We start from the raw sequence: 24,242 nt of genomic DNA on the forward strand, positions 1-24,242 counted from the left end.
CCACCGGCCGGGGCGCGTCGCCCGTCGTCTTCGCGGCGGCTCGCCGCGCGGTCCCCGTTTCGACCCGCTAGGAGTTCTCCCGTCATGACCCAGTCCCCCGCCGTGCGCATCCCGGGCATCACCGCCCCGCCCCGACTCGGCGAGCGCGCCGCCCGGACGCTCACCGCGGAACTCGCCCGGCACCACGACCCGAAAGCGGCGCTGCTCGTCGGCGCCACCGCCGACTCCACCGTGCTCGCCGCGGCGATCGACGCGCTGCTGCCCGGTGACAACCTGACCGTGGTCCCCGCCACTGCCGCCGACACCGAGGCGCTGCGCAACGTCGTCGCCGCCCAGGGGCAGTGGGTCAGCGACCGGGTCCGCGTGGTCGACTCTCTCGCCGAGGCGGACCCGGCGGTCGTCGTGATCGCCGGCGAGCCGATGACCGGCAGCGCCGAGGAGGTCCGGGCGACCCTGGAGGGCTGGTCGAAGTACCTGGCCGACGGCGCGGTGCTCAGCGTCGCCGTGCCGGCGCTCGGTGACAGCGGGGCGGCGGCGGAACTTGACCGGCAGCAGGCGCTCTACGGCGTCGGCGTCGACCTGGTCGTGCGCAACCAGCCGCCGGTACGCGTGCACCGGCTGCGCTCCACCCCCGCCACGGCGGCTGCGGCCGGCCGTCTCGGCCCGGCGTACCGCCCCTCCAGCGTGCCGCTGACCCGGTCGATGCACATCGACTCCAACGGGGTGGCCGCGGCCGGCATCGCCCTCGGCCTCGCCGCGGCGGCCCGCGTGGCCCGGCCGAAGTCGAAGCTCTGGCTCCTGCCGGCCCTCGCCGCCGCGCCGGTGGCAGCCTTCTTCCGCGACCCGCAGCGCGACGTTCCCGAGGACTCGAACGCCGTGGTGGCCGCCTCCGACGGCCGGGTGCTCTCCGTCGAGCGGCTGCACGACGACCGCTTCGGCGACGGGCGCTTCCTGCGGATCGCGGTCTTCCTGTCGGTGCTCGACGTGCACGTCAACCGGGCGCCGGTGCCCGGCAAGGTGATCGACTACTTCGTCACCGACGGCGGTTTCGCCGCCGCGATGAAGCCCGACGCGGAGCACAACGTGGCGGCGTACACGGTGCTGGAGACCGAGCACGGCACGGTGGTGGTGGCGCAGCGGACCGGGCTGATCGCCCGGCGGATCGTGCAGCGGGCGCCGATCGGCGCGCTGCTCGCCCGCGGTGAGCGCTTCGGCCTGATCCGGTTCGGTTCGCGTACCGACGTCTACCTGCCCGCCGACGCCGCGGAGCCGCTGGTGGCGCCCGGCGACCGGGTCATCGGCGGATCGTCGGTCATCGCCCGCTGGCTCTGATCGACGGACGAGAACGAAGCAGGGCGGCCCGGGTGGGCCGCCCTGCTTCGTCGTTACGTTCGTTGTTGCCGGGGTGTCGCGCCGCCTCAGTCGATGACGATGCGGGGGGCGCGCCGCGCGACGAGCCAGAGCGCCGGGCCGCTGACCAGGTAGGTCAGCACCAGCAGCGCGAAGGTGAGCCGGGCGTCGAGCAGCGCGCCGACCACCGGCAGCAGCCAGAGCCACGGTGGCAGCTTCACCAGCCGGGCCAGCTTGGCGTACGGGAAGCTGGAGACCATGGTGAAGGCGAGCAGCGCCACACCGGCGACCTGAACCGTGCCGGGCACCGGCAGGCCGATGATCACCACCAGGGCGAGCACGGCGGCAGCCATGGTGGTGGGCACGCCGCAGAAGAACCGCCCGTCCTTGGGCGAGACGTTGAACCGGGCGAGCCGGATCGCGGCACAGGCGGCGACGAGCGCGCAGGCGATCGCCGCGGCGGGAGTGGAGACCGACCCGGCCAGCGAGGCGTACACCACGACGGGGGCGGCCAGGCCGAAGGAGCACATGTCGGCCAGCGAGTCCATCTGGGCGCCGAACGGGCTGGCGACACCGAACTTGCGCGCGAGCGCGCCGTCCAGGCCGTCGAAGACGACGCAGGCGATGAGGGCGATGGCAGCGGTACGGGTGTCGCCCCGCATCGCCAGGAAGATCGCCAGCATGCCGAGCATCAGGCTGGAGAGGGTGCAGGACTGCACGATGGCGAACTTGATCCGGCGGGCCGGGGTGCGCTCGCCGGGCAGGAGCGGGATCGACATCGACGGTGCGTCGTCAACCGGTGTCGACGGACCCACCGCGGGGCTGATCGGCATCACCGAGGCGAGGTCCTGGTGGGCGCCGATCTCCCGCAGGTACGGGTGGGAACGGTGGGGTTCGGGGTAGCCGCGGTCGGCGAGACCGTGCGACGGGTTGTCACGTCGTCCCACCCGGACGAGCAGGACCTGGCGTGCGAAGGTGCTGCTGCGCCGCAGCCCGCCCGTCCATCGACGACCTGCGGGACGCGGACTGTCAGTGGTACGACGCCGGCGCCAGAGGGCTCTCGGCACGTTTCCTCCATCACCGGACCGGGTGGCCCGCGCGAAATTGCGCGGCCGCCGTCCGGCTCTCTCGTGCCGGACCCGCGTGCGGCCCGGCAACCCGTTTTGCGGTGTACACCATTGCACAGTCCGCAGGGGCTTGGCGATAGCTGTCAGTGGAACTATTCGGGTCAACTACTCGAATCGGCGGTTTATTCCCAGTTCCCCCGGAAGCTCGCAAACTACGCGAGCCCAACCCCTTAATCCTACCGGAGCTGCACAGTCGGGGCGCGGTGAGCGTCGCCTATGTGCCGATCCGGCGCAACGCCTCGGCCGCTACCTGCGTCAAGGCGAGATCGGCCGTCCCATCGATCGGGAACCACGCCGCCTCCGCGGTGGATCCGCCGGCCGCCTCGGTCACCGTCGCCGCCGTCGGGGTGTCGACGGCGACCCGGTAGATCGCGCGTACGACATGCCAGTCGATGGGGCGTCCCTCCGGCCCCATCGCCCGGGGATTGTGCGAGTCGTTGACGGCGATCAGCTCCCCCACCCGCCCCAACTGCCCGGTCTCCTCGACCAGCTCGCGCAGCAGACCGGTCACCGGTTGTTCGCCGTGATCGGTCCCGCCGCCGGGCAGATGCCAGCGCCCCGCCCCGGGATAGCCCGATGCGATCCGGGTCAGCAGCACCCGGCCGGCCGGGTCGGTGGCCACCGCGTACGCGCCGAAGCGCTGACCCCGGTCCGGCACCTGGGGCGGCAGGGGCGGCTGATCCGCCCGGCCGGCCGGCAGCGGTGTCGTCGGCACCCCGAGCACCTCGGCGGTGAAGGACATCAGCGGCAGCCCCGCCAGCTCCGCCGGCAGTAGCCACCGCACCCGGTCGATCATGCCGCCCGGCCCGGGACTCGCCGCCTGGACCTGCACCCGGACGTCGTAGACGAGGCGGTCGGTGTGCACGGCACACCCGGCCAGTGCGACCACGTCGGCCACCACGGCCCGCACCCCCGCGGTGGTACCGGACAGGCCGGTCTGCGCCGCGAGCTCGCGGACGACCGTCTCGTCGGGGTGCTCGGCGTGTCCCACCGCGCCCCCGGGCAGCCGCCAGACCCCGGGGAAGGCCCCCGCGGGCGAGATCCGGGTCAGCAGCACCCGCTCGCCGTCCCGGCACAGCCCGTACGCGCCGATCCGCCGTCGCTGCATCCCCGCTCCCCCCGATCGCCACCGTCCTGCGACCACGAGGCTAGCGGTGATACCCCGTCGCCGACGCCGGTGATGGACGGACAGCCTCGGGCAGGATGCCCCGGCCCGATGCCGCGGGCAGGGGTGCCCCGGGCGGATGCCGCGAGCAGGGGTACCCGCGCGGGTTCAGCCGAGCCGGGCGACCCGGACGGCTTCGACGGTCACCTCGGTGAGCCGGTCCCGGGACAGTTCCCGCAGCTCGTCGAGGGCGAACCAGCGGGCCTCGCTGGTGGAGCCGCCGACGTCGTGGACCTGCGGCGGCGCCGGCGCCTCGACCTCGACCCGGTAGAAGGCGCGTACGCCGTGCCAGTCGATCGGGTAGCCCTCCGGGCCCAGTGAGGCCGCGTCGCGGTGGCTCGCCACCCCGAGCAGCTCGACGAGCCGGCCGTGCTGGCCGGTCTCCTCGGCCAGCTCCCGGATGAGGGCCGTGCCGGGCTGCTCGCCGTAGTCGGTGCCCCCGCCGGGCAGATGCCAGCAGCCCGCTCCGGGGTAGCCGTCGGCGACCCGGGTGAGCAGGATGCGCCGCGCCGGGTCGGTGGCGACCGCGTAGGCGGCGAAGCGCTGGGCCCGGTGCAGGCCGTCCGGGCCGGGAACGGCGTAGAACGAGGGGAAGTCGGGAGTCTCGTCCGGCAGGAGGTCGCCGGTGCCGGCGGGCAGCCCGAGCGCCCGGGCGGTGAAGGCCCGCAGCGGCAGCAGGCACGCTTCGTCGAGGGTGACCCACCGGGCCAGGTCGGTGGGCTGGCCGACCCGGTGCAGCAGGCTGCCGCCCCGGACACTGACGGTGTAGAGGAGCCGGTCGGTGTGCAGGGTGATGCCCCGGTCGGGCAGCGCCCGCAGGTCGGCCAGGACGTCGGCGAGACCGGAGACGCTCACCGACAGACCGGTCTCGGCGGCGGTCTCCCGGACCACTGTGTGCTGGGGATCCTCACCGTGGTCGACCGCCCCACCGGGCAGCGACCAGGCACCGGGTGTCCCGGACCGGTCAGAGGCGCGAACGAGCAGAACCCGTTGCGCCGAGTCGAGACAGACGGCGTATGCCGCAATCCTGCGGAGCGGCTCCAGCAAGGTGGTCACGGATGTGAATTCTCGCCCCGTGCCCGCCTCACGCTGAGCGAGAGTCGGATTCCTGACAGTCACCTGTCGTCGGGTCGCAAGATCCGCTAGTGGTCACAGCCCACCGCGGCGGTCACTCCCACTCGATGGTGCCCGGCGGCTTGCTGGTGATGTCCAGGACGACCCGGTTGACCTCGGCCACCTCGTTGGTGATCCGGGTCGAGATGCGGGCGAGCAGGTCGTACGGGAGGCGGGACCAGTCGGCGGTCATGGCGTCCTCGCTGGAGACCGGCCGCAGCACCACCGGGTGCCCGTACGTGCGGCCGTCGCCCTGCACGCCGACGCTGCGCACGTCGGCCAGGAGCACCACGGGGAACTGCCAGACGTCACGGTCGAGCCCCGCCGCGGTCAACTCCTCCCGGGCGATCAGGTCGGCCTGCCGCAGCAGGTCGAGCCGCTCCCGGTCCACCGCGCCGATGATCCGGATCGCCAGGCCGGGACCCGGGAAGGGGTGCCGCCAGACCATCTCGTCCGGCAGGCCCAGCTGGGCGCCGAGGGCGCGTACCTCGTCCTTGAAGAGCGTGCGCAGCGGCTCCAGGAGCTTGAACTGCAGGTCGTCGGGGAGGCCGCCGACGTTGTGGTGGGACTTGATGTTCGCGGTGCCGGTGCCACCGCCGGACTCCACCACGTCCGGGTAGAGGGTGCCCTGCACCAGGAACTCGACGTCCCCGTGCGCGGCGACCTCGCGGGCAGCGGCCTCGAAGACCCGGATGAACTCCCGGCCGATGATCTTGCGCTTCTGCTCGGGGTCGGTGACACCGGCCAGCGCGCCGAGGAACCGGTCCTGGGCGTCGACCACCTTGAGCTTGATGCCGGTGGCGGCCACGTAGTCCTTCTCGACCTGCTCGGCCTCACCGGCGCGCAGCAGACCGTGGTCGACGAAGACGCAGGTCAGCTGGTCGCCGATGGCCTTGTGCACCAGCGCGGCCGCGACCGCGGAGTCGACGCCGCCGCTGAGGCCGCAGATGACCTCCTTGTCGCCGACCCGGGACCGGATCTCGGCGACCTGCTCCTCGATGATGTTCTCCGACGTCCAGCTCGGCGCGATGCCGGCGATGTCGTAGAGGAAGCGGGTGAGCATCTCCTGGCCGTGCTCGGTGTGCCCGACCTCCGGGTGGAACTGCACCCCGGCGCGGCGCCGGCCCAGGTCCTCGAAGGCGGCCACCGGAGCGCCGGCCGACTCGGCGGTCACCGTGAAGCCCGCCGGGGCCTCGGTGACGCAGTCGCCGTGGCTCATCCAGACCGGCAGCTCGGCCGGCAGGTCCCGCAGCAGCACCCCGGCCTCGGCGCGGGGGCGCAACGGCGTGCCGCCGTACTCGCGGTTGCCGGTGCGGCTCACCGTGCCGCCGAGAGCCCGGGCCATCGCCTGGAAGCCGTAGCAGATGCCGAAGACCGGCACGTCCACGTCGAAGAGGGCGTTGTCGACCTGGGGCGCCTCGGGGGCGTAGACGCTGGCGGGTCCGCCGGAGAGGATGATCGCCGCCGGGTCTTTCGCCAGCATCTCGGCGACCGGCATCGTGTGCGGCACGATCTCCGAATAGACGCGCGCCTCACGGACCCGCCGCGCGATGAGTTGGGCGTACTGGGCTCCGAAGTCCACCACGAGGACCGGGCGAGGCGTGCTCATGTGAAACAAGCCTACTCAGCGCCACGGCCGCGGCGCCGCCGGGGCGTGACCACGCCGCAGCGCCGCAGGCGTCACTGATACCGCCGCGCCGCCGGCACGGCTAGGGCCGCAGCGCCGCCGGGGCGTGCTGAGGCACGGCCGGGTTCTTCGGCCGCACCCGCTCGATGCGCCGGTACGCCGACCCCAGCGGCGGCCGCGGGTCCTGCTCGCCCTTGTTGGGCCAGAACGACATCGCCCGCTCGGCCTGCGCGGTGATCGTCAGCGACGGATTCACCCCGAGGTTCGCGCTGACCGCCGCGCCGTCGAGCACGTGCAGCCCTTCGTGCCCGTAGACCCGCTGGTACCCGTCGATCACGCCGTCGGCCGGGGTGGCCCCGATCGCGGCGCCGCCGAGGATGTGCGCGGTGACCGGAACGTTGAACGGCTCGGTCAGCGCGCCCCCGGCGATCCCGCCGATCTCATCGGCGAGCAGCCGGGCAGCTTCGTTCCCGGCCGGGATCCAGGTCGGGTTGGGCGCGCCGTGCCCCTGCGTGGTGCGCAGCCCGCGGCCGAAGATCCCCTTACGCAGGTGGGTGACGATCGAGTTGTCCGCCGACTGCATCACCAGCATGATGATCGTCCGCTCCGACCAGCCGCGCAGCCAGAGCAGCTTCGCCACCGTGACCGGCTGGGTGACCAGCGACCGCAGCCAGCGCCGGACCCGCCGGGGGCCGCCGTCGATGAGGGTGGACTGGAGCAGCCCCATGACGTTGGAGCCCTTGCCGTACCGGACCGGCTCGATGTGGGTCTGCGGGTCGGGGTGGAAGGAGCTGGTGATCGCCACCCCGTCGGTGTAGTCGAGACCACGGACGCGGGCCGCGCCGCGCGGCACCGCCGCGCCGAGGATCGCCTCCGAGTTGGTCCGGGTGAGCTGCCCGAGCCGCTCCGAGAGCCGGGGCAGCTTCCCCTCGTCCCGCAGCCGGTGCAGCAGCCGCTGCGTGCCGAGCGCGCCGGCGGCGAAGACCACCTGGTCGGCATGGAAGACCTGGCGCCGCTTGCGCACCCACGCCCCGGTCCGCTCGGTGACGATCTCGTACCCGCTGCCGGTGGGCGAGGGGCGGACGCTGGTCACGGTGGTGAGCGCGTGCACCTGGGCGCCGAGCCGCTCGGCGAGCCAGAGGTAGTTCTTGACCAGGGTGTTCTTGGCGCCGACCCGGCAGCCGGTCATGCAGGCGCCGCAGTGGGTGCAGCCCGTGCGCTCCGGGCCGGCCCCGCCGAAGTACGGGTCGGCGCAGCGCTCGCCCGGGCCGCTGCCGATGTGCACCCCGACCGGGGTGGAGTGGTAGCTGGCCCCGACGCCCATCTTGTCGGCGACCCGCTTGATCGCCAGGTCGGCCTTGGTCTCGGTGCCGTAGGTCGACACCCCCAGCATCCGCTTGGCCTGGTCGTAGTGGGGCGCGAGCTCGGCACGCCAGTCGGTGATGTCGCGCCACTGCGAATCGGCGTAGAAGGGCGGCAACGGCTCGTAGAGGGTGTTGGCGTAGACCAGCGAGCCGCCGCCGACCCCGGCGCCGGAGAGCACCAGCACACCCGCGCCGGACTTGCGGTGGGCCGAACGCAGCAGGTCGATGCGCTGGATCCCGTAGCAGCCCAGCTTGGGCGCCCAGAGGAAGCGGCGCACCCGCCAGGACGTCTCGGGGAACTCGTCGTCGGCGAAGCGGCGGCCGGCCTCCAGCACGCCGACGGAGTAGCCCTTCTCCGCCGCGCGCAGGGCCGCCACGCTCCCGCCGAAGCCGGACCCGATGACCACGAGGTCGTAATGCATACCCGGCATCATTACCGACGGGTAGCCGATGCGCTACCACCAGATTTCCGGATATCGAAGATCTTTCGACAATCCGGAAATAACGCCCGGCTAACGCGGTTGCGGCAGATCCGGCTTAGCCGTGCCGTACAACCAGGTGTCGAAGAGATCGTCGAGCGCGACACCCGAGACCCGCTCGGCCGTCGCCACGAACTCCTCGGTGGTGGCGTTGCCGTCGCGCTTCTCCGCCAGCCAGGTCCTGAGGGTGCGGAAGAACGCCTCGTCGCCGATGGTCACCCGCAGCGCGTGCACCGTCATCCCACCGCGCTGGTAGACCGAACCGCTGAACAGATCCGCAGCCCCCGGATCCCCCGGGGGCGTCCGCCAGATCTCCGCCGGGGAGCGGGCGTACTGGTCGGCGAAGGTAGCCGCGGCCGTCCGTCCGCCCGACTCCTCGGTCCAGAGCCACTCCGCGTACGTCGCCAGCCCCTCGTTGAGCCAGATGTCCTGCCAGCGGGCCAGCGCCACACTGTTGCCGAACCACTGGTGGGCGATCTCGTGCGCCACCACCGAGGTGTCACCACCGGCGAAGAAACCCGCCGAGTAGACCGGGCGGCTCTGCGTCTCCAGCGCGTACCCGATGCGCGGGTCGGTGATCACGATGCCGCCGTAGGACTCGACCGGGTATGGCCCGAAGACCGTCTCCAGGAAATCGGCGACCTCCGTGGTGCTCGCCATCGCCCGGTCGGCGTCGGTGCCGACCAGTTCCCGCGGCACCGCGGTCACCACCGGCCGGCCCCGGTGCTCGGCGCGGGTCACCTCGTACTCGCCGATCACCAGCGTGCTCAGGTAGCTCGCCATCGGCGTGCGCTCGGCCCACTTCCAGGTGGTCCAGCCGTTGACCGTGGTCGTGCCCTGCGGCACGCCGTTGGAGAGCGCCACGAGCCCGTCCGGGACCGTGATCTCGTACGCGTAGGTCGCCTTGTCCCGGGGGTGGTCGTTGACCGGGAACCAGGTGCTGGCCGACTCCGGCTGGCCCAGGGCGATCGCCCCGTCGGCGGTGTGCAGGAAACCGCCCTCGCCGAGGGTCTCGTTGCGCAGCGGCGCCGGAATGCCGTCGTAGGCGACGTCGACGGTGAACTCGGTGCCGCGGGCGAGCCCCGGCGGCACCGGGACGACCAGTTCGGCGCCCTCCCGCCGGAAATCGGCCTTGGCACCGCTGACGATCACCGAGCGGACGTCCAGCCCGGCGAGGTCGAGATTGAACGCGGAGAGGTCGGCGGTCGCGGTGGCACGCAGGGCGGCCCGCCCGTCGAGCCGGTCGGTGGCCGGGTCGTACTTGACCTTGAGGTCGTAGTGGAGGACGTCGTAGCCGCCGTTGCCGTACGTCGGGAAGTAGGCGTCGCCGATACCGGCGCCGCCGGGCTGGAAACCGGTCGCGCTCACCGAGGGCGCGGGCGTCGGCCGCGGACCACAGCCGGCCACGGCCAGGGCGACGGCGAGCAGCAGCGCGACTGCTGCGCGCGCCCGGGGCTGCGTACTGGTCAACTCGGCCTCCCACGTCCGCCAACCCGGATTCCCCGGGACGGGGACCGACCCTAGGGCATCGCGGCACCTGCGCGGGGACCGTGCGCGGTGGTGACGCGTCGCCGCGTCACCACCGCCGAAGAGCCGGGATCACCACGTGCCCCGCTGCGAGTGGCCACCGGGCAGCGGCATCGCGATGGGGCGTGGTCAGCGGTCCAGGACCAGGCCGACCTTCTGAAACTCCTTGAGGTCGCGGTAGCCGCACTTGGCCATCGCCCGGCGCAGCCCGCCGAAGAGGTTGAGCTGCCCGTCGGGCTCGTGCGCCGGACCGTGCAGCAGCCGCTCCATCGAGCCGAGCGACTCCTGGGCCACGCCGAAGGCGCCGCGCGGCAACGCCGGGTGGCTCGCGGCGGGGTGCCACCACGCGCCGCCGGCCGGCGCCTCCTCGCAGAGCGAGAGCGGCTCGCCGAGCATCACCGCGTCCGCTCCGCAGCCCAGCGCCTTGGCGATGTCGCCGGAGGTCTGCAGGTCACCGTCGGCGATCAGGTGCACGTACCGGCCGCCGGTCTCGTCGAGGTAGTCGCGCCGCGCGGCGGCGGCGTCGGCGATCGCCGAGGCCATCGGCACCCGGATGCCGAGCACCGACTCGGTGGTGGACCAGTCGTCGCCGCCGATGCCGACGATCACCCCGGCGGCGCCGGTGCGCATCAGGTGCAGCGCCGTCTTGTAGTCGGTGCAGCCGCCGACGATCACCGGCAGGTCGAGGTCGGCGATGAACTCCTTGAGGTTCAGCGGCTCGTCGGTGGTCGAGACGTGCTCGGCCGAGACGATGGTGCCCTGGATGACCAGGATGTCCACGCCCGCGTCGAGGATCACCGGCGCCAGCGCCAGGGTGTGCTGCGGGGAGACCCGCACCGCCACCGTGCCGCCACCGGCCCGCAGCTCGCGGACCCGCTCGGCGATCAGCTCGGGGCGGATCGGCTCGGCGTAGATCTCCTGCAGCCGCTGGGTGGCCGCCGCGTCCTCGTCGAGGGCGGCGAGCTCATGCAGGACCTTGGACGGGTCCTCGTACCGGGTCCAGAGCCCTTCGACGTTGAGCACGCCGAGCCCGCCGAGCTGCCCGAGCCGGACGGCCGTGGCCGGGCTCATGGTCGCGTCGGAGGGGTGCGCCACGCAGGGGATGTCGAACTGGTACGCGTCGAGCTGCCAGGTGGTGGAGACGTCGTCCACGTCCCGGGTGCGGCGGCTGGGCACGATCGCGATGTCGTCCAGGTGGTAGCCGCGCTGTGCGGTCTTGCCCAGCCCGATCTCGACCACGTCACGCATGGGTCACTCCAGGTTAGAAGGGGTGGTACTCAGCGGGTGTGGTAGTTGGGCGCCTCGACGGTCATCTGCACGTCGTGCGGGTGGCTCTCCTTGAGCCCGGCCGCGGTGATCCGGATGAGCTGACCGCGCTCGTGCAGCTCGGAGATGGTGGCCGCGCCGCTGTAGAACATGCCCTGCCGCAGGCCGCCGACGAGCTGGTGGACGACCTGGGCGAGCGAGCCGCGGTAGGGGACCTGCCCCTCGATGCCCTCCGGGATGAGCTTGTCGTCGGAGCTGACGTCGCCCTGGAAGTAGCGGTCCTTGGAGTACGACCGGTTCGCGCCGCGGGTCTGCATCGCGCCGAGCGAACCCATGCCCCGGTACGTCTTGTACTGCTTGCCGTTGATGAAGATCAGCTCACCGGGGCTCTCCTCGCAGCCGGCGAGCAGGCTGCCGAGCATCACCGTGTCGGCGCCGGCGACCAGCGCCTTGGCGATGTCCCCGGAGTACTGCATGCCGCCGTCACCGATCACCGGAACCCCGAGCGGCCGACAGGCCCGGGCCGCCTCCATGATCGCGGTGATCTGCGGTACGCCCACCCCGGCGACGACCCGGGTGGTGCAGATCGAACCGGGCCCGACGCCCACCTTGACCGCGTCGGCGCCGGCCTCGGCGAGCGCCCGCGCGCCGGCGTACGTCGCCGAGTTGCCGCCGATGACCTGGACGTCGGTCTCCCGCTTGAGCCGGCCGATCATCTCGACGATGGCCCGGCTGTGGCCGTGGGCGACGTCGCAGACGATCACGTCGACGCCGGCGTCGATCAGGGTCCGGGCCCGCTTGTACGCCTCGTCGCCGAAGCCGATGGCGGCGGCGACCCGCAGCCGCCCGGAGTCGTCCTTGGTGGCGAGCGGGAACTGCTCGCTCTTGGTGAAGTCCTTGACCGTGATCAGGCCCCGCAGCCGGCCGTCGGCGTCCACCAGCGGCAGCTTCTCGACCTTGTGCCGGCGCAGCAGCTCCAGCGCGTCGGGCTTGCTCACCCCGACCGGCGCGGTCACCAGCGGGATCCGGGTCATCACGTCCCGCACGAGAGTGTCCGGGTCGGTGACGAAGCGCATGTCCCGGTTGGTGATGATGCCCACCAGGGTGCCCGCGGCGTCGGTGACCGGCAGGCCCGAGATGCGGAACTTGCCGCAGATCACGTCCACCTCGCGGACGGTGTCGTCGGGCGAGCAGGTGACCGGGTTGGTGATCATGCCGGACTCGGAGCGCTTGACCAGGTCGACCTGGTGCGCCTGGTCCTCGATCGAGAGGTTGCGGTGCAGCACGCCGATGCCGCCCTGACGCGCCATGGCGATCGCCATCCGGGCCTCGGTCACGGTGTCCATTGCGCTGGAGAGCACCGGCAGGGCGATGTCGATCTCCCGGGTCAGCCGGGTCCGGGTGTCGATGTCGCTGGGGGCGATGTCCGACTCGGCGGGCTGCAGCAGCACGTCGTCGAAGGTCAGCCCGAGCGGGATCACCCGCGCCGACCCCGAGGGCATCTCCGGCATGTAACCCGCCAGATCCTCGTGTTCCGCACCGGTCTGCGAAGCGGCGGTCGGTGACTTCTCCACGATGACTCCCCTGAGCTGGTCGACGGGCATCAGCACGGCGCGCGCGCACGTAAAGCGGCACCAGGGCGACGGCGATACTTCATCGTACTCACCCGGGCGGCGGCCTCCGCCGACTGCCGGTAGGGCGCGCCGTCGGAGCGCCGAGGCGGCAGGTGACCGGCGCGGGGAGGACTACCACTACGGTGGAGGGGTGCACGAGGAGCCCATCGACCCGTTCAACGGTGACCCCGCCGACCCGGCCGCCGGTCTGCACGACCCGGACGACGAGCTGCTGGAGCCGCTGGGCGAGGAGGAGCGCCAGGAGCTGCTCGAGGATCTCGCCGACCTGGAGATCTATCAGGCGCTGCTGGCTCCGCGTGGCATCCGCGGGCTGGTGATGGACTGCGAGGACTGCCGCCAGGCGCACTACTTCGCCTGGGACCTGCTGCGCGGCAACCTGCGCCACCTGCTGACCGAAGGGCGGCCGCGGGTCCACGAGCCGGCGTACGACCCGGACCCGGACCGGTACGTGACCTGGGAGTACGCCCGCGGCTACGCCGACGGGGTCGAGGACTCGCTGGGTGACGACTCGGAGCTGGACGCCGAGGAGGGCTGAGCCGCACCGGGCCCGGCGCCCGGGGCCCGATCTGCCGGATGCCTGTGACGAGACCTGGCGGACCGCAGGGCTCAGGCGACCAGTCCGGCCCGGAAGCCCGCCGCGACCGCGTGTGCCCGGTCCCGGGCGCCGAGCTTGCGGAACAGCCGCCGGGCGTGGGTCTTGACGGTGTCCTCGGAGACGAAGAGCTCCCGGCCGATCTCCGCGTTGCTCTTGCCGTCGGCCATGCCGACGAGGACCTGCATCTCCCGCTCGGTGAGGGTGACACGGGCGCCGCGCCCCGCGCCGTCGCCTGCGGCCGGCTCACCGGGCCCCGGCCCGCTCGCTCCCGACCGGCGTGCGTCGGGCCCCGCCGCACCCCTCGATCCGGCCGCACCGTTGGGCCCCGCCGGTCTGCCCGGCGCCGGCTGTCCGTCGCGTCCCGCCGGCCCGTTGGCACCAGCGGCCGGAGCGCCCTGGCGCGGCTGCGGCTGATCCGTCGCGCCGGCCGGGTCGTTCTCACCGTCGGCCACGTCGTCGCCGCGCTGCACCGGCACCACGGTTGGTCCGCCGTCGCTGTCGACCGCGGGTCCGCCGGCGACGGTGCCCGTACGGGTGGCGGCGGGAGCGGAGCCGGTCATTCCGGAGGCGCGCCGGGCGCCGTTGACCGATCCGTTCTCCACCAGGGCGACCGCGTCGCCCGCGGCGACGTTGCGCCCCGGTGCGTTGATCAGCAGCACCAGCTTCGCCACCGCGCTGAGCAGGTCGCCGTCGCCGGCGATCAGCCCACGGGCGCCGGCGGCCATCGCGGCGGCGATCGCGGCGGACTCCTCGGTTCCGAAGAGGACGACCGCGGCCTCGGGTGAACGGGCGAGCACGCGCCGGGTGAAGCCCGCCGGGTCCGGCCTGGTCAGGGCGGTGTCGGCGAGCACGACGTCGGCCGGGCGCTCACCCAGCCGCAGCATCACCTCGGGGGCGGACGCCGCTGTCCGCAGCGCCGACGCCAGTCCGAGCCGGGTGGCGACTGCAGAGATGCGCTGCGCTGCGAGCGGAGTCCGAACACACACCAGGACGGTACGCACAGTGGTCTTCTCCTCTCCGTAGCGAGCAGACCACGGCCACAGGTGATCACGATGAGTTTTCCGATGATGGAGGTAACTTTTCGGGACAAGTTCGGGCAAAAGACATGCCGCATCGCACTTCTCGATCAAAGTTTCAGTGGTTTTGGATCAAAGACGTGTGAGAAACGACGGCCCTGGGTACCGGCAAACCCAGACCGGTTGCGTGTGCCAGCGCGGCCCGCCGCACGAGCCGGTCGGTGAGTTACGAGTCAGGTGCGGAGCCGCGCGGGAGGAGGGGTGCTCATGTCGAACGTACGCAGACTGCCCGGACCCATTGTCGATCTGTGGGAGTGGCAGCGTCTGGGCGCCTGCCGGGGTCGCGACAGCGCCCAGTTCTTCCACCCCGACGGCGAGCGCGGCTCGTCCCGTTACCGCCGTGAGGCCGGCGCCAAGACGGTCTGCGGGACTTGCCCGGTCCGCGCCGAGTGCGCCGCCCACGCCCTCTCCGTCCGTGAGCCGTACGGCGTCTGGGGCGGCTTCAGCGAATCCGAGCGCCTGCGCCTGCTCGCCATGGGCTGGGAGGACTGCGCCGACCGCCGGCAGAGCCGGGTCGACATCGCCCGCCTGGAGGCACGCCTCGGCCGGGCACACAAGTCCACGGTGCCCTCGCAGCGCAACGTGGCCTGAGCTCCACAGCACCCCGAACTCTCCAGCGTGGCCCCGGGATCCTCCGGGGCCACGCTGTCTGCGCGCGCAGCGGCGACACCCCGGACGCAGCCACAGCGGGTGGGCGGCCGTCGATGGTCAGAGACCATGCGCGGGCCCGTACAGAACGATCCGCGTGCCGGCGATGAACGCCGGCACGCGGATCGTGGTGTGGGTGGAACCCGTTACCGCCCTGACTCAGAAGCCCGGGCCGTGCTGGTGTCCGTGCCCGTGGCCGTGGCCGTGGCCCGCCTCGGCGGGCTCCGCCTCGGCCGGCTTCTCCACCACGAGGCTCTCGGTGGTGAGCAGCAGGCCGGTGATCGACGCGGCGTTGACGACCGCGTTGCGCGTCACCTTCACCGGGTCGAGGATGCCGGCCTTGGCCAGGTCGACGTACTCGTCGGTGGCGGCGTTGAGACCGGTGCCCCACTCGCCGGCGGTCACCTTGGCGACCACCACGTAGCCGTCGTGCCCGGCGTTCTGCGCGATCCAGCGCAGCGGCTCGACCAGCGACTTGCGGACGATGGAGACACCGACCTTCTCGTCGCCGCTGAAGCCGAGGCCGTCGTCGAGCACCGGGGCGATCTGCGCCAGTGCGGCGCCGCCGCCGGGGACGGTGCCCTCTTCCACCGCGGCCTTGGTCGCCGCGATGGCGTCCTCGATGCGGTGCTTGCGCTCCTTCATCTCGACCTCGGTGGCGGCACCGACCTTGATGACGGCGATGCCGCCGGAGAGCTTCGCCAGCCGCTCGGAGAGCTTCTCGCGGTCCCAGTCGGAGTCCGAGGCCTCGATCTCCTTGCGGATCTGCGTGGCCCGGTCGGCGATGTCGGCATCGCTGCCGCCGCCGTCGACGACGGTCGTCGTCTCCTTGTCGACCACGATGCGGCGGGCGGAGCCGAGCGACTCCAGGCCGACCTGGTCGAGCTTGTAGCCGAGCTCCGGTGCGACGAGCTCGCCGCCGGTCATGATCGCCATGTCCTGCAGCATCGCCTTGCGGCGGTCACCGAAACCGGGCGCCTTGACCGCGCAGACCTTGACGGTCTTGCGCAGGGCGTTGACGACCAGGGTGGAGAGCGCCTGGCCCTCCACGTCCTCGGCGACGATGAGCAGCGGCTTGCCGCTCTCGACGACCTTCTCCAGCAGCGGGAGCAGCTCCTCGATGGCGCTGATCTTCTGCGTGGTGATGAGGATGTAGGCGTCCTCGAGGACGGCGATCTGCTCTTCGAGGTCGGTGACGAAGTTCGGCGACAGGTAGCCCTTGTCGAACTGCAGGCCCTCGGTCACCTCGAGCGCGGTCTCCAGGGTGGAGCCCTCCTCGACGGTGATGACGCCGTCACGGCCGACCTTCTCCATCGCCTCGGCGATCAGCTCGCCGATGGTGGCGTCCTGCGCGGAGATCGTCGCCACGTGCGCGATCGACTCCTTGGAGCTGACCTCGGAGGCCTTGGCGAGCAGCGCCTCGGAGATCTTGGCGGCCGCGGCGTCGATGCCCCGCTTGACGCCGATCGGGTTGGTGCCCGCGGCGATGTTGCGCAGTCCTTCACGGACCATCGCCTGGGCCAGCACGGTCGCGGTGGTGGTCCCGTCGCCGGCGACGTCGTTGGTCTTGGTCGCCACCTCCTTGACCAGCTGCGCGCCGAGGTTCTCGTACGGGTTGGTGAGTTCGATCTCCTTGGCGATGGTCACGCCATCGTTGGTGATCGTGGGTGCGCCGAACTTCTTGTCGAGGACGACGTTGCGTCCGCGCGGGCCGAGGGTCACCTTGACCGTGTCGGCGAGCGCGTTGACGCCGTGCTCCAGCAGGTGCCGGGCGTCATCCGAGAAGCTCAGGATCTTCGCCATGAATGTCCCTCCAGGCGGCGCTGCCCCGGCCCGGCGAACCGGACCGGGGCAGCATCGTTGATCAGTTGATTACTTCTCGATGACCGCGAGGACGTCGCGGGCGGAGAGCACCAGGTACTCCTCGCCGGCGTACTTGACCTCGGTGCCGCCGTACTTGGAGTAGATGACGGTGTCACCGACCTTGACGTCGACCGGAATCCGGTTGCCGTTGTCGTCGATGCGGCCGGGGCCGACAGCGAGGACAGTGCCCTCCTGCGGCTTCTCCTTGGCGGTGTCGGGAATCACGATGCCCGACGCAGTGGTGGTCTCAGCCTCGTTCGCCTGGACCAGGATCCGGTCCTCGAGCGGCTTGATCGCAACCTTGGTCGCGGTAGTCACGGGCATACCCTCCTGGGGTACTGGTTTCTGTACCGGCCGACGGGGTCGGTCGGCGAATCTGCCACATGCCACCTGGCGGGTCCGTCGTCGCGGGTGCCGGTCCGCCGGGCGTTTCGCCCCCGGGCCGAAGCCCGGAAGCTGGCACCCTCAGGGCGAGAGTGCTAATCGCAGATTAGGCGGAGGCTGGCACTCCGTCAAGGAGAGTGCCAACAACGATGTCCCTCGTGTCCTCTTTTGCGCCCCGAGGGCCGCCGCCGGGGCCGGACCCGGGAACCGCGCGCGAAAGCGGCGCGGGGCTGCGACGACAATGGGCGCGTGGATCTCGACCAGCTCGCCGCCCTGCACACCCCGGCCGGCCGTACGGCCCTGGCGGCGGCGACCGGGCTGGCCGGCGGCGACCCGCTCACCGCCGCCGCCGCGCTGCGCGCCGGCGGCACCCCACCGGAGCTGGCGGCGGCCGCGCTGACCCAGGCCGAGCTGCGCCGCCGGGCGACCGGGAAGTTCGGGCCGGCCGCGGCACGGATGTTCTTCACCCGGGCAGGTCTGGAGCAGGCGACCCGGCAGGTCGTGGCGCAGCGGCGCGCGGCACGGCTGCACGCCGCGGGCGTACGGGCCCTCGCCGACCTCGGCTGCGGTATCGGCGCCGACGCGCTCGCCGCCGCCCGCGCCGGAATCCGGGTGCGCGCCGTCGACGCCGACCCGCTCACCGCGGCGATGGCCGCCGCCAACGCCGCCGCGCTGGGGCTCGGCGAGCTGCTCACGGTCGATTGCGCCGACGCCACGACCGTCGACCTGACCGGCGTGGACGCGGTCTTCTGCGACCCCGCCCGCCGCTCGGGAGGCCGGCGCATCTTCGACCCGGCGGCCTACTCGCCGCCCTGGGATTTCGTTGTCGGCCTGGCCGGGCGGGTCGGCCGTACAGTGGTCAAGGTCGCACCCGGCATCGACCACGCCCTGGTCCCGGCCGGCGCCGAAGCCGAGTGGGTCAGCGTCGACGGCGACCTCGTGGAGGCGGCCCTCTGGTGCGGCGATCTGGCCCAGGCGACCCACCGCGCCACGGTGATCGATCGCGGCGGGGCGGTCCACCAGCTCACCGGCTCGGGCACCGTCGCGGCCCCGGTCGGGGCGGTGGGCCGCTTCCTCTACGACCCGGATCCCGCGGTGGTCCGCTCCCACCTGGTCGCCGAGTTCGCCGCGACCGTCGACGGCAACCTCGCCGACCCCGACATCGCCTACGTCTACGCCGACGCCGCCACGCCCACCCCGTACGCGCGCTGCATCGAGATCACCGATGTGCTGCCCTTCTCGCTGAAGCGGCTGCGTACGTTGCTGCGTGAGCGCCGGGTCGGGCGCGTGGAGATCCTCAAGCGGGGCTCGGCCCTGGACCCCGAGCGACTGCGCCGGGACCTGCGCCTGGCCGGCAGCGAACCGGCGAGCCTCGTGCTGACCCGGGTCGCCGGGGCCCCGACTGTCGTTGTCGGCACCCCGGTCACCGCCGGCTGATACCTTCCGATCGTGGCGGGCAAGGGCACTCCGGCGACAGCGCTGCTGACCCGGCGCGGGGTCCGCCACAGCGTGCACCCGTACGACGTTCCCCCCGACGCCCCGGGCTACGGGGCGACGGTGGCGCAGGCGCTCGGCGTACCGGCGGCCCGGGTCTTCAAATCGCTGGTGACCGAGGTGGACGGCGCGCTGACGGTCGCGGTGGTGCCGGTCGACGGCGAGCTGGACCTCAAGGCGCTGGCCGGGGCGGCGGGCGGCAAACGCGCGGCGCTCGCCGACCGGGCACTGGCGGAGCGGGCCACGGGTTACGTCCGCGGCGGCATCAGCCCGCTCGGGCAGCGCAAGCGGCTGCCGACGGTGCTGGACGCCTCGGCGCTGGACTTCCCGACGATCTACGTCTCGGCCGGACGGCGCGGGCTTCAGGTGCAGCTCGCCCCGGCCGACCTGGTCGCGCTCACCGCGGCGACGACCGCCCCGATCGCCGCCCGCTGACCGACGCCCCACTCCCCACCGGCGTCGCCCCCGCACCTTCGGCAGAGACCAGCGCGGGCCCGGCCGGCCGCGGAGCCCTGAGCGGGCGCCGTTCGGGGAAGTTGCCCCAGGCACTGGTCCACTCCGGACGGCGGGGAGTTCGGGGGGATTTCCACTGGGTTGCCGAATTGTTATCGGCGTCAACAAACTCATCCCGGCGAATCCCTTGCGTGTCGTCGGCAACGATGAATACGTTGCCGGACACAACAAACACCGCTCCACCACCTGAAGGGACGCGGCACATGCGCAAAGGGATAGTGGCAGTGGCTGCCGTCGGGCTCCTGGCTGCGGGCAGCCTGACGGCCTGCGGCGAGGAGAGCGGCCCCGGCGACACGGCCGACCGGCCGAAGATCGGCGTGATCCTCCCCGACAGCAAGACCTCCGGCCGCTGGGAGAACGCCGACCGCAAGTACCTCGAGGAGGCCTTCAAGGCCGCCGGCGTCGACTACGACATCCAGAACGCCCAGGACGACAAGAGCCGGTTCCAGACCATCGCCGACCAGATGATCACCAGCGGGGTCGACGTGCTGATGATCGTCAACCTCGACTCCGGCACCGGAAAGGCCGTCCTGGACCGGGCCAAGTCGCAGGGCATCGCCACCATCGACTACGACCGCCTCACTCTCGGCGGCTCCGCCGAGTACTACGTCAGCTTCGACAACGCCAACGTCGGCCGGCTGCAGGGCGAGGGGCTCGTCAAGTGCCTCGGCGACTCCGGTGTCGACAAGCCGGTCGTGGCCTACCTCAACGGCGGCAAGACCGACAACAACGCCACCCTCTTCCACGCCGGATACGACTCGGTGCTCAAGCCGAAGTTCGACAGCGGGGAATACGTCAAGGGCCCCGAGGAGTGGGTCAAGGACTGGGACAACGCCGAGGCGGCGACCGTCTTCGAGCAGATGCTCACCCAGACCAACGGCAAGATCGACGGCGTGCTCGCCGCCAACGACGGCCTCGGCAACGCGGCGATCTCGATCCTGAAGAAGAACAAGCTCAACGGCGAGGTGCCGGTCACCGGACAGGACGCCGACGTCCAGGGCCTGCAGAACATCCTCGCCGGCGACCAGTGCATGACCGTCTACAAGGCGATCAAGAAGGAAGCCGACGCCGCCGCCGACCTGGCCGTCGCGCTGGCCCGGGGTGAGAAGAAGGAAACCGGCCAGACCGTACGCGACCCGGAGGGCAACCGGGACGTGCAGGCGGTGCTCCTCGAGCCGCAGCCGATCCACAAGGAGAACGTCAAGGACGTCGTCGCCGACGGCTTCGTCAGCAAGGAGCAGCTCTGCACCGAGGCCTTCACCGCGCTCTGCAGCGAGGCCGGCATCAGCTGACCCGGTTCCGCCGCCCGGCGCCGTCACCCCCGCGGCGCCGGGCGGCACCCACCTCGCCACCGCCCGCGCAAAGGAGCACCACAATGTCCACCTCCGCCCTGCTGCAGCTGCGTGGAATCGACAAGAGCTTCGGCCCGGTCCAGGTACTGCGGGACATCGCCTTCTCCGCCCACGCCGGCGAGGTGACCGCCCTGGTCGGTGACAACGGCGCGGGCAAGTCCACCCTGGTCAAATGCATCAGCGGCATCCACCCGCCGGACGCCGGTGAGGTCGTCTTCGACGGTCGGCCGGTGCAGATTGGCTCCCCGCGCGACGCCGCCGACCTCGGCATCGAGGTCGTCTATCAGGACCTCGCGCTCTGCGACAACCTCGACATCGTGCAGAACATGTTCCTCGGCCGGGAGAAGCGCAGCGGCCTGGTCCTCGACGAGGCCGCCATGGAGCAGCTCGCCGCCGAGACCCTGGCCGGGCTGAGCGTACGCACCGTCACCTCCCTGCGGCAGCACGTCTCGAGCCTCTCCGGCGGCCAGCGGCAGACCGTCGCCATCGCCAAGGCCGTGCTCTGGAACAGCCGGCTGGTGATCCTCGACGAGCCGACCGCCGCCCTCGGTGTCGCCCAGACCGCGCAGGTGCTGGAGCTGGTCCGGCGGCTCGCCGACAACGGTCTCGCCGTGGTGCTGATCTCGCACAACATGAACGACGTCTTCGCCGTCTCCGACCGCATCGCCGCGCTCTACCTGGGCCGGATGGTCGCCCAGGTCCGCACCACCGACATCACCCACGCGCAGATAGTCGAGCTGATCACCGCCGGCCGCAGCGGTGCGCTCGGCCTCTCCGCCGAAGACCACACCCCGTACGCCGACACCACCTCGGGAGCCGACCGATGACCACGACCGCGGCGCAGCAGCAGAACCAGCCGGCCGCCCCGCCCCCGCCGACCGTCGCCGGTCACCTGCGCGGCTATCTGGCGCGGGTCCGCGGCGGCGACATCGGCGCCCTGCCGGCAGTGGCCGGGCTGGTCGTCCTCTGCACCGTCTTCGCCGTCATGAAGCCGGTCTTCCTCACCGCCGGCAACTTCGCGAACCTCTTCACCCAGGGGGCGGCGGTCACCCTGATCGCGATGGGGCTGGTCTTCGTCCTGCTGATCGGGGAGATCGACCTCTCCGCCGGATTCGCCAGCGGTGTCTGCGCGGCGGTGCTCGCCAACGTCGTCACCGTGCTCGGCTACCCCTGGTACGTGGCGGTCGCCGCGGCGGTCGGCACCGGCATGGTCATCGGCCTGACCCTCGGCCTCCTGGTCGCCAAGATCGGCATCCCGTCGTTCGTCGTCACCCTGGCGGCCTTCCTCGCGTTCCAGGGCGTCGCGCTGCTGCTGATCGACGGCGGCACCAACATCTCGGTCCGCGACAACATCCTGCTCGCCGTCGCCAACCGCAACCTGCCGCCCGCGCTGGGCTGGGCGCTGGCCGCGCTCGCGGTGGCCGGGTACGCGACAGTGCAGCTGACCCGGCACCGGCGCCGCTCCATCCGCGGCCTGACCACCGATCCGCGCGCCGTCGTCTGGGGCCGGATCGGCGCACTGGCCCTGATCCTCGGCGCGGCGGTGTTCATCCTCAACCAGGAGCGCAGCCGCAACGTGCTGATCGTCTCGCTCAAGGGTGTGCCGGTGGTGGTGCCGATCATCGCCGTGCTCCTGGTGGTCTGGACCTTCGTGCTCACCCGCACCGCGTACGGCCGGCACATCTACGCGGTTGGCGGCAACCGGGAGGCGGCCCGGCGGGCGGGCATCAACATCGACCGCATCCGTGTCTCCTGCTTTCTGATCTGCTCCAGCATGGCCGCCGTCGGCGGCATCGTCGCGGCCAGCCGGGCCAACTCCGTGGACGCGAACACCGGCGGCAGCGACGTGCTGCTCTACGCGGTCGGAGCCGCCGTGATCGGCGGCACCAGCCTCTTCGGCGGCAAGGGCCGGGTGCTGGACGCGGTGCTCGGCGGGGCGGTGGTGGCTGTGATCGACAATGGCATGGGCCTGCTGAACTACAGCGCCGGCGTCAAGTACATGGTGACCGGGGTGGTGCTTCTGCTGGCCGCCGGCGTCGACGCGCTCTCGCGGCGGCGCGCAGCCGCCACCGGGACCCGCTGACGAGCGGCCCGGAAGAACAGAGGATGACCATGCGCCCAGGGCCGAGTCAGGACGAGATCCGCAGGCAGAACCTGGGCGCGCTGCTCCGCCACGTCCACGTCCACGGGCCGACGTCCCGCGCCGAACTGACCGCGGCGCTGGGGCTCAACCGCAGCACCATCGGGGCGCTCACCGCCGACCTGGCGGCGGCCCGGCTGGTCAGCGAGGGCGCGCCCCGCGGGACCGGGCGGGCCGGCCGCCCCTCACCGGTCGTCCGGCCCGAGTCCCGGGTCTACGCGCTCGCGCTGAGCATCCAGGTGGACCAGCTGCGGGCTGCCCGGATCGGTCTCGGCGGCGAGCTGCTCGACCAGCTCGAATGCGGACGGGAACCGGGAACGTCGGCCAAGGAGGTAGCGCCGCTGCTCGCCGCACTGGTGGCCCGGATGCGCTCCGGCCTGCCGGCCGACGCGGTCTGCGCCGGCGCCGCGGTCGCGGTCTGCGGGCTGGTGCGCCGCGACGACGGCGTGGTGCGCCTGGCGCCGCACACCGGCTGGCTCGACGAACCGCTCGGTGAGGCACTCACCGCCGAACTGGAGCTCGACAGCCCGGTGGCCGTCGGCAACGTCGCCGACCTCGCCGCCCTGGGCGAGCACACCCGCGGCGTCGCCGTCGGCTGCGACGACGTCATCTACCTGCACGGCGACGTCGGTATCGGCGCCGGGATCATCGCCGCCGGCCGCCCGGTCACCGGCCACGGCGGCTACGGCGGCGAGGTCGGGCACATGGTGGTCCGCCCCGGCGGACACCCGTGCAGTTGCGGCTCCCGTGGCTGCTGGGAGACCGAGATCGGCGAGCAGGCGCTGCTGCGCGCCGCCGGGATGCCCGAGGTCCGGGGCCCGGGCGCCGTGCGTGCCGTGCTCCGCCCGACCGGCCGCAACGCCGCGGTCGTGCAGTCGGCGGTCCGCGAGGCCGGCGACTGGCTCGGCTTCGGGGTGGCAAACCTGGTGAACATCTTCAACCCGCAGATGGTCGTCTTCGGGGGCACCCTGCGCGACGTCTACCTCGCCTCGGCGACCCGCGTACGCAGCCGGCTCACCGAGATGGCCCTCGGGCCCGGCCGCGAACAGCTGCGCCTGCGCACCCCCCAACTCGGCGACGACGCCGCCCTCATCGGAGCGGCCGAGCTCGCCTTCGCGCCGCTGCTCGCCGACCCACTCGAGGCGGTCTGACGGTCTACCCTGTCCGACATGGACGCGGCGACACGGGCCTCGGACGACGACCGGCACCGGGTCGTCACCGCCCTGCAACGACACACCGAGGCGGGCCGGCTCAACCTCGACGAGTACGCCGAACGGGTCGGCGCGGTCTGGGCCGCCCGTACCCTCGGCGAGCTGGCCACCGTCACCACCGACCTGCCGGCCACCCCCGGCCCGGCGCCGGCCGCCGACGAGAGCCGACGGGAGCTGCTGCTCCTGCTCGCCGTCGCCGGGGCCGCGCTGCTGCTGCTCGCGCTCTTCATGGCCGTCACCCGCTGAGGCTGCGCCGTCCCGACCGGCACCCGGCGAGGCCTGCGCGTCCTCGCCGTCACCCGTCAAAGGCTGCG

At 72.3% G+C, this 24,242-nt stretch carries 21 protein-coding genes; 10 read left to right on the top strand and 11 right to left on the bottom strand.

What is annotated here, in order from left to right; all coding sequences use genetic code 11:
• The first annotated feature begins 84 nt into the window (after positions 1-84).
• Positions 85-1,332, top strand: a complete 1,248-nt coding sequence (locus ACK8GG_RS18350; RefSeq protein WP_440356862.1) for a phosphatidylserine decarboxylase — start codon at positions 85-87, stop codon at positions 1,330-1,332.
• 86 nt (positions 1,333-1,418) lie between these two features.
• On the opposite strand, the gene ACK8GG_RS18355 is transcribed toward ACK8GG_RS18350, so the two are convergent.
• From ACK8GG_RS18355 to guaB, 8 genes are all read right to left on the bottom strand, one after another.
• Entirely contained in the window at positions 1,419-2,342 is a 924-nt protein-coding gene (locus ACK8GG_RS18355; protein ID WP_440356890.1) for a CDP-alcohol phosphatidyltransferase family protein, read from the bottom strand.
• A 349-nt stretch (positions 2,343-2,691) separates the two neighbouring features.
• Positions 2,692-3,585, bottom strand: a complete 894-nt coding sequence (locus ACK8GG_RS18360; protein WP_440356863.1) for an NUDIX hydrolase — start codon at positions 3,583-3,585, stop codon at positions 2,692-2,694.
• Between the two features lie 165 nt (positions 3,586-3,750).
• The gene (locus tag ACK8GG_RS18365; RefSeq protein WP_440356864.1) at positions 3,751-4,698 is read right to left on the bottom strand and encodes an NUDIX domain-containing protein; all 948 of its coding nucleotides are present in this window, start codon (positions 4,696-4,698) and stop codon (positions 3,751-3,753) included.
• Between the two features lie 112 nt (positions 4,699-4,810).
• Positions 4,811-6,364, bottom strand: a complete 1,554-nt coding sequence (gene guaA / locus ACK8GG_RS18370; RefSeq protein WP_440349744.1) for a glutamine-hydrolyzing GMP synthase — start codon at positions 6,362-6,364, stop codon at positions 4,811-4,813.
• Positions 6,365-6,464: 100 nt separating this feature from the next.
• The gene (locus tag ACK8GG_RS18375) at positions 6,465-8,168 is read right to left on the bottom strand and encodes an FAD-dependent oxidoreductase (protein WP_440349745.1); all 1,704 of its coding nucleotides are present in this window, start codon (positions 8,166-8,168) and stop codon (positions 6,465-6,467) included.
• Positions 8,169-8,258: 90 nt separating this feature from the next.
• On the bottom strand, positions 8,259-9,695 hold the full coding sequence (locus ACK8GG_RS18380) for a M1 family metallopeptidase (RefSeq protein ID WP_440356865.1): 1,437 nt from the start codon (positions 9,693-9,695) through the stop codon (positions 8,259-8,261).
• 186 nt (positions 9,696-9,881) lie between these two features.
• Positions 9,882-11,000, bottom strand: a complete 1,119-nt coding sequence (locus tag ACK8GG_RS18385) for a GuaB3 family IMP dehydrogenase-related protein (protein WP_440352546.1) — start codon at positions 10,998-11,000, stop codon at positions 9,882-9,884.
• A 29-nt stretch (positions 11,001-11,029) separates the two neighbouring features.
• Positions 11,030-12,520, bottom strand: a complete 1,491-nt coding sequence (gene guaB, locus ACK8GG_RS18390; RefSeq protein ID WP_440353332.1) for an IMP dehydrogenase — start codon at positions 12,518-12,520, stop codon at positions 11,030-11,032.
• 262 nt (positions 12,521-12,782) lie between these two features.
• Between guaB and ACK8GG_RS18395 the strand changes: the two genes are divergently transcribed.
• Positions 12,783-13,187: a DUF5319 domain-containing protein gene (locus ACK8GG_RS18395; RefSeq protein WP_440349748.1), complete on the top strand. Its 405-nt coding sequence runs from the start codon at positions 12,783-12,785 to the stop codon at positions 13,185-13,187.
• Between the two features lie 71 nt (positions 13,188-13,258).
• Here the strand turns inward: ACK8GG_RS18395 and ACK8GG_RS18400 are convergent, their stop codons facing one another.
• Positions 13,259-14,233 carry a response regulator transcription factor gene (locus ACK8GG_RS18400; RefSeq protein WP_440356866.1) on the bottom strand — a complete coding sequence of 325 codons (975 nt, stop codon included), beginning with the start codon at positions 14,231-14,233 and terminating at the stop codon, positions 13,259-13,261.
• Between the two features lie 297 nt (positions 14,234-14,530).
• Here ACK8GG_RS18400 and ACK8GG_RS18405 point away from each other — a divergent pair, with 297 nt between their 5' ends.
• Positions 14,531-14,914: a WhiB family transcriptional regulator gene (locus ACK8GG_RS18405; RefSeq protein WP_440356867.1), complete on the top strand. Its 384-nt coding sequence runs from the start codon at positions 14,531-14,533 to the stop codon at positions 14,912-14,914.
• 216 nt (positions 14,915-15,130) lie between these two features.
• Here the strand turns inward: ACK8GG_RS18405 and groL are convergent, their stop codons facing one another.
• Together groL and groES are read right to left on the bottom strand one after the other, a co-directional pair.
• Complete coding sequence (groL, locus tag ACK8GG_RS18410) at positions 15,131-16,774, bottom strand: chaperonin GroEL (protein ID WP_440349751.1); 1,644 nt, start codon at positions 16,772-16,774, stop codon at positions 15,131-15,133.
• A gap of 69 nt (positions 16,775-16,843) precedes the next feature.
• Positions 16,844-17,152 (bottom strand): co-chaperone GroES, encoded by a 309-nt coding sequence (groES, locus tag ACK8GG_RS18415; protein WP_502216348.1) that lies wholly within the window; start codon positions 17,150-17,152, stop codon positions 16,844-16,846.
• A 315-nt stretch (positions 17,153-17,467) separates the two neighbouring features.
• On the opposite strand from groES, the gene ACK8GG_RS18420 reads away from it, so the two are divergent.
• The 7 genes from ACK8GG_RS18420 (at position 17,468) to ACK8GG_RS18450 (ending at position 24,174) form a co-directional block, all read left to right on the top strand.
• Positions 17,468-18,655 (top strand): THUMP-like domain-containing protein, encoded by a 1,188-nt coding sequence (locus tag ACK8GG_RS18420; RefSeq protein ID WP_440356868.1) that lies wholly within the window; start codon positions 17,468-17,470, stop codon positions 18,653-18,655.
• 12 nt (positions 18,656-18,667) lie between these two features.
• Entirely contained in the window at positions 18,668-19,147 is a 480-nt protein-coding gene (ybaK, locus tag ACK8GG_RS18425; RefSeq protein ID WP_440356869.1) for a Cys-tRNA(Pro) deacylase, read from the top strand.
• 281 nt (positions 19,148-19,428) lie between these two features.
• A complete protein-coding gene (locus ACK8GG_RS18430) occupies positions 19,429-20,517 on the top strand; it encodes a sugar ABC transporter substrate-binding protein (protein ID WP_440349754.1) in 1,089 nt (362 codons plus the stop codon).
• A gap of 83 nt (positions 20,518-20,600) precedes the next feature.
• Entirely contained in the window at positions 20,601-21,404 is an 804-nt protein-coding gene (locus tag ACK8GG_RS18435) for an ATP-binding cassette domain-containing protein (RefSeq protein ID WP_440349755.1), read from the top strand.
• Complete coding sequence (locus tag ACK8GG_RS18440) at positions 21,401-22,660, top strand: sugar ABC transporter permease (RefSeq protein WP_440356870.1); 1,260 nt, start codon at positions 21,401-21,403, stop codon at positions 22,658-22,660. The genes ACK8GG_RS18435 and ACK8GG_RS18440 overlap by 4 nt, the downstream gene beginning before the upstream one ends.
• Before the next feature lie 29 nt (positions 22,661-22,689).
• Positions 22,690-23,868 carry an ROK family transcriptional regulator gene (locus ACK8GG_RS18445; protein WP_440353331.1) on the top strand — a complete coding sequence of 393 codons (1,179 nt, stop codon included), beginning with the start codon at positions 22,690-22,692 and terminating at the stop codon, positions 23,866-23,868.
• An 18-nt stretch (positions 23,869-23,886) separates the two neighbouring features.
• Positions 23,887-24,174 carry a DUF1707 SHOCT-like domain-containing protein gene (locus ACK8GG_RS18450; protein ID WP_440349757.1) on the top strand — a complete coding sequence of 96 codons (288 nt, stop codon included), beginning with the start codon at positions 23,887-23,889 and terminating at the stop codon, positions 24,172-24,174.
• Positions 24,175-24,242 lie beyond the last annotated feature (68 nt).

The organism is Melissospora conviva (assembly GCF_049523535.1).
GTDB lineage: Bacteria > Actinomycetota > Actinomycetes > Mycobacteriales > Micromonosporaceae > Melissospora > Melissospora conviva.

Coding starts and splice junctions, on each gene's coding strand:
- guaA (WP_440349744.1), bottom strand. CDS start 6,364: ATGAGCACGCCTCGCCCGGTCCTCGTGGTGGACTTCGGAGCCCAGTAC.
- ACK8GG_RS18450 (WP_440349757.1), top strand. CDS start 23,887: ATGGACGCGGCGACACGGGCCTCGGACGACGACCGGCACCGGGTCGTC.
- ACK8GG_RS18440 (WP_440356870.1), top strand. CDS start 21,401: ATGACCACGACCGCGGCGCAGCAGCAGAACCAGCCGGCCGCCCCGCCC.
- ACK8GG_RS18435 (WP_440349755.1), top strand. CDS start 20,601: ATGTCCACCTCCGCCCTGCTGCAGCTGCGTGGAATCGACAAGAGCTTC.
- ACK8GG_RS18385 (WP_440352546.1), bottom strand. CDS start 11,000: ATGCGTGACGTGGTCGAGATCGGGCTGGGCAAGACCGCACAGCGCGGC.
- ACK8GG_RS18360 (WP_440356863.1), bottom strand. CDS start 3,585: ATGCAGCGACGGCGGATCGGCGCGTACGGGCTGTGCCGGGACGGCGAG.
- ACK8GG_RS18430 (WP_440349754.1), top strand. CDS start 19,429: ATGCGCAAAGGGATAGTGGCAGTGGCTGCCGTCGGGCTCCTGGCTGCG.
- ACK8GG_RS18350 (WP_440356862.1), top strand. CDS start 85: ATGACCCAGTCCCCCGCCGTGCGCATCCCGGGCATCACCGCCCCGCCC.
- guaB (WP_440353332.1), bottom strand. CDS start 12,520: ATGCCCTCGGGGTCGGCGCGGGTGATCCCGCTCGGGCTGACCTTCGAC.
- ACK8GG_RS18405 (WP_440356867.1), top strand. CDS start 14,531: ATGTCGAACGTACGCAGACTGCCCGGACCCATTGTCGATCTGTGGGAG.
- ACK8GG_RS18445 (WP_440353331.1), top strand. CDS start 22,690: ATGCGCCCAGGGCCGAGTCAGGACGAGATCCGCAGGCAGAACCTGGGC.
- groL (WP_440349751.1), bottom strand. CDS start 16,774: ATGGCGAAGATCCTGAGCTTCTCGGATGACGCCCGGCACCTGCTGGAG.
- ACK8GG_RS18375 (WP_440349745.1), bottom strand. CDS start 8,168: ATGCATTACGACCTCGTGGTCATCGGGTCCGGCTTCGGCGGGAGCGTG.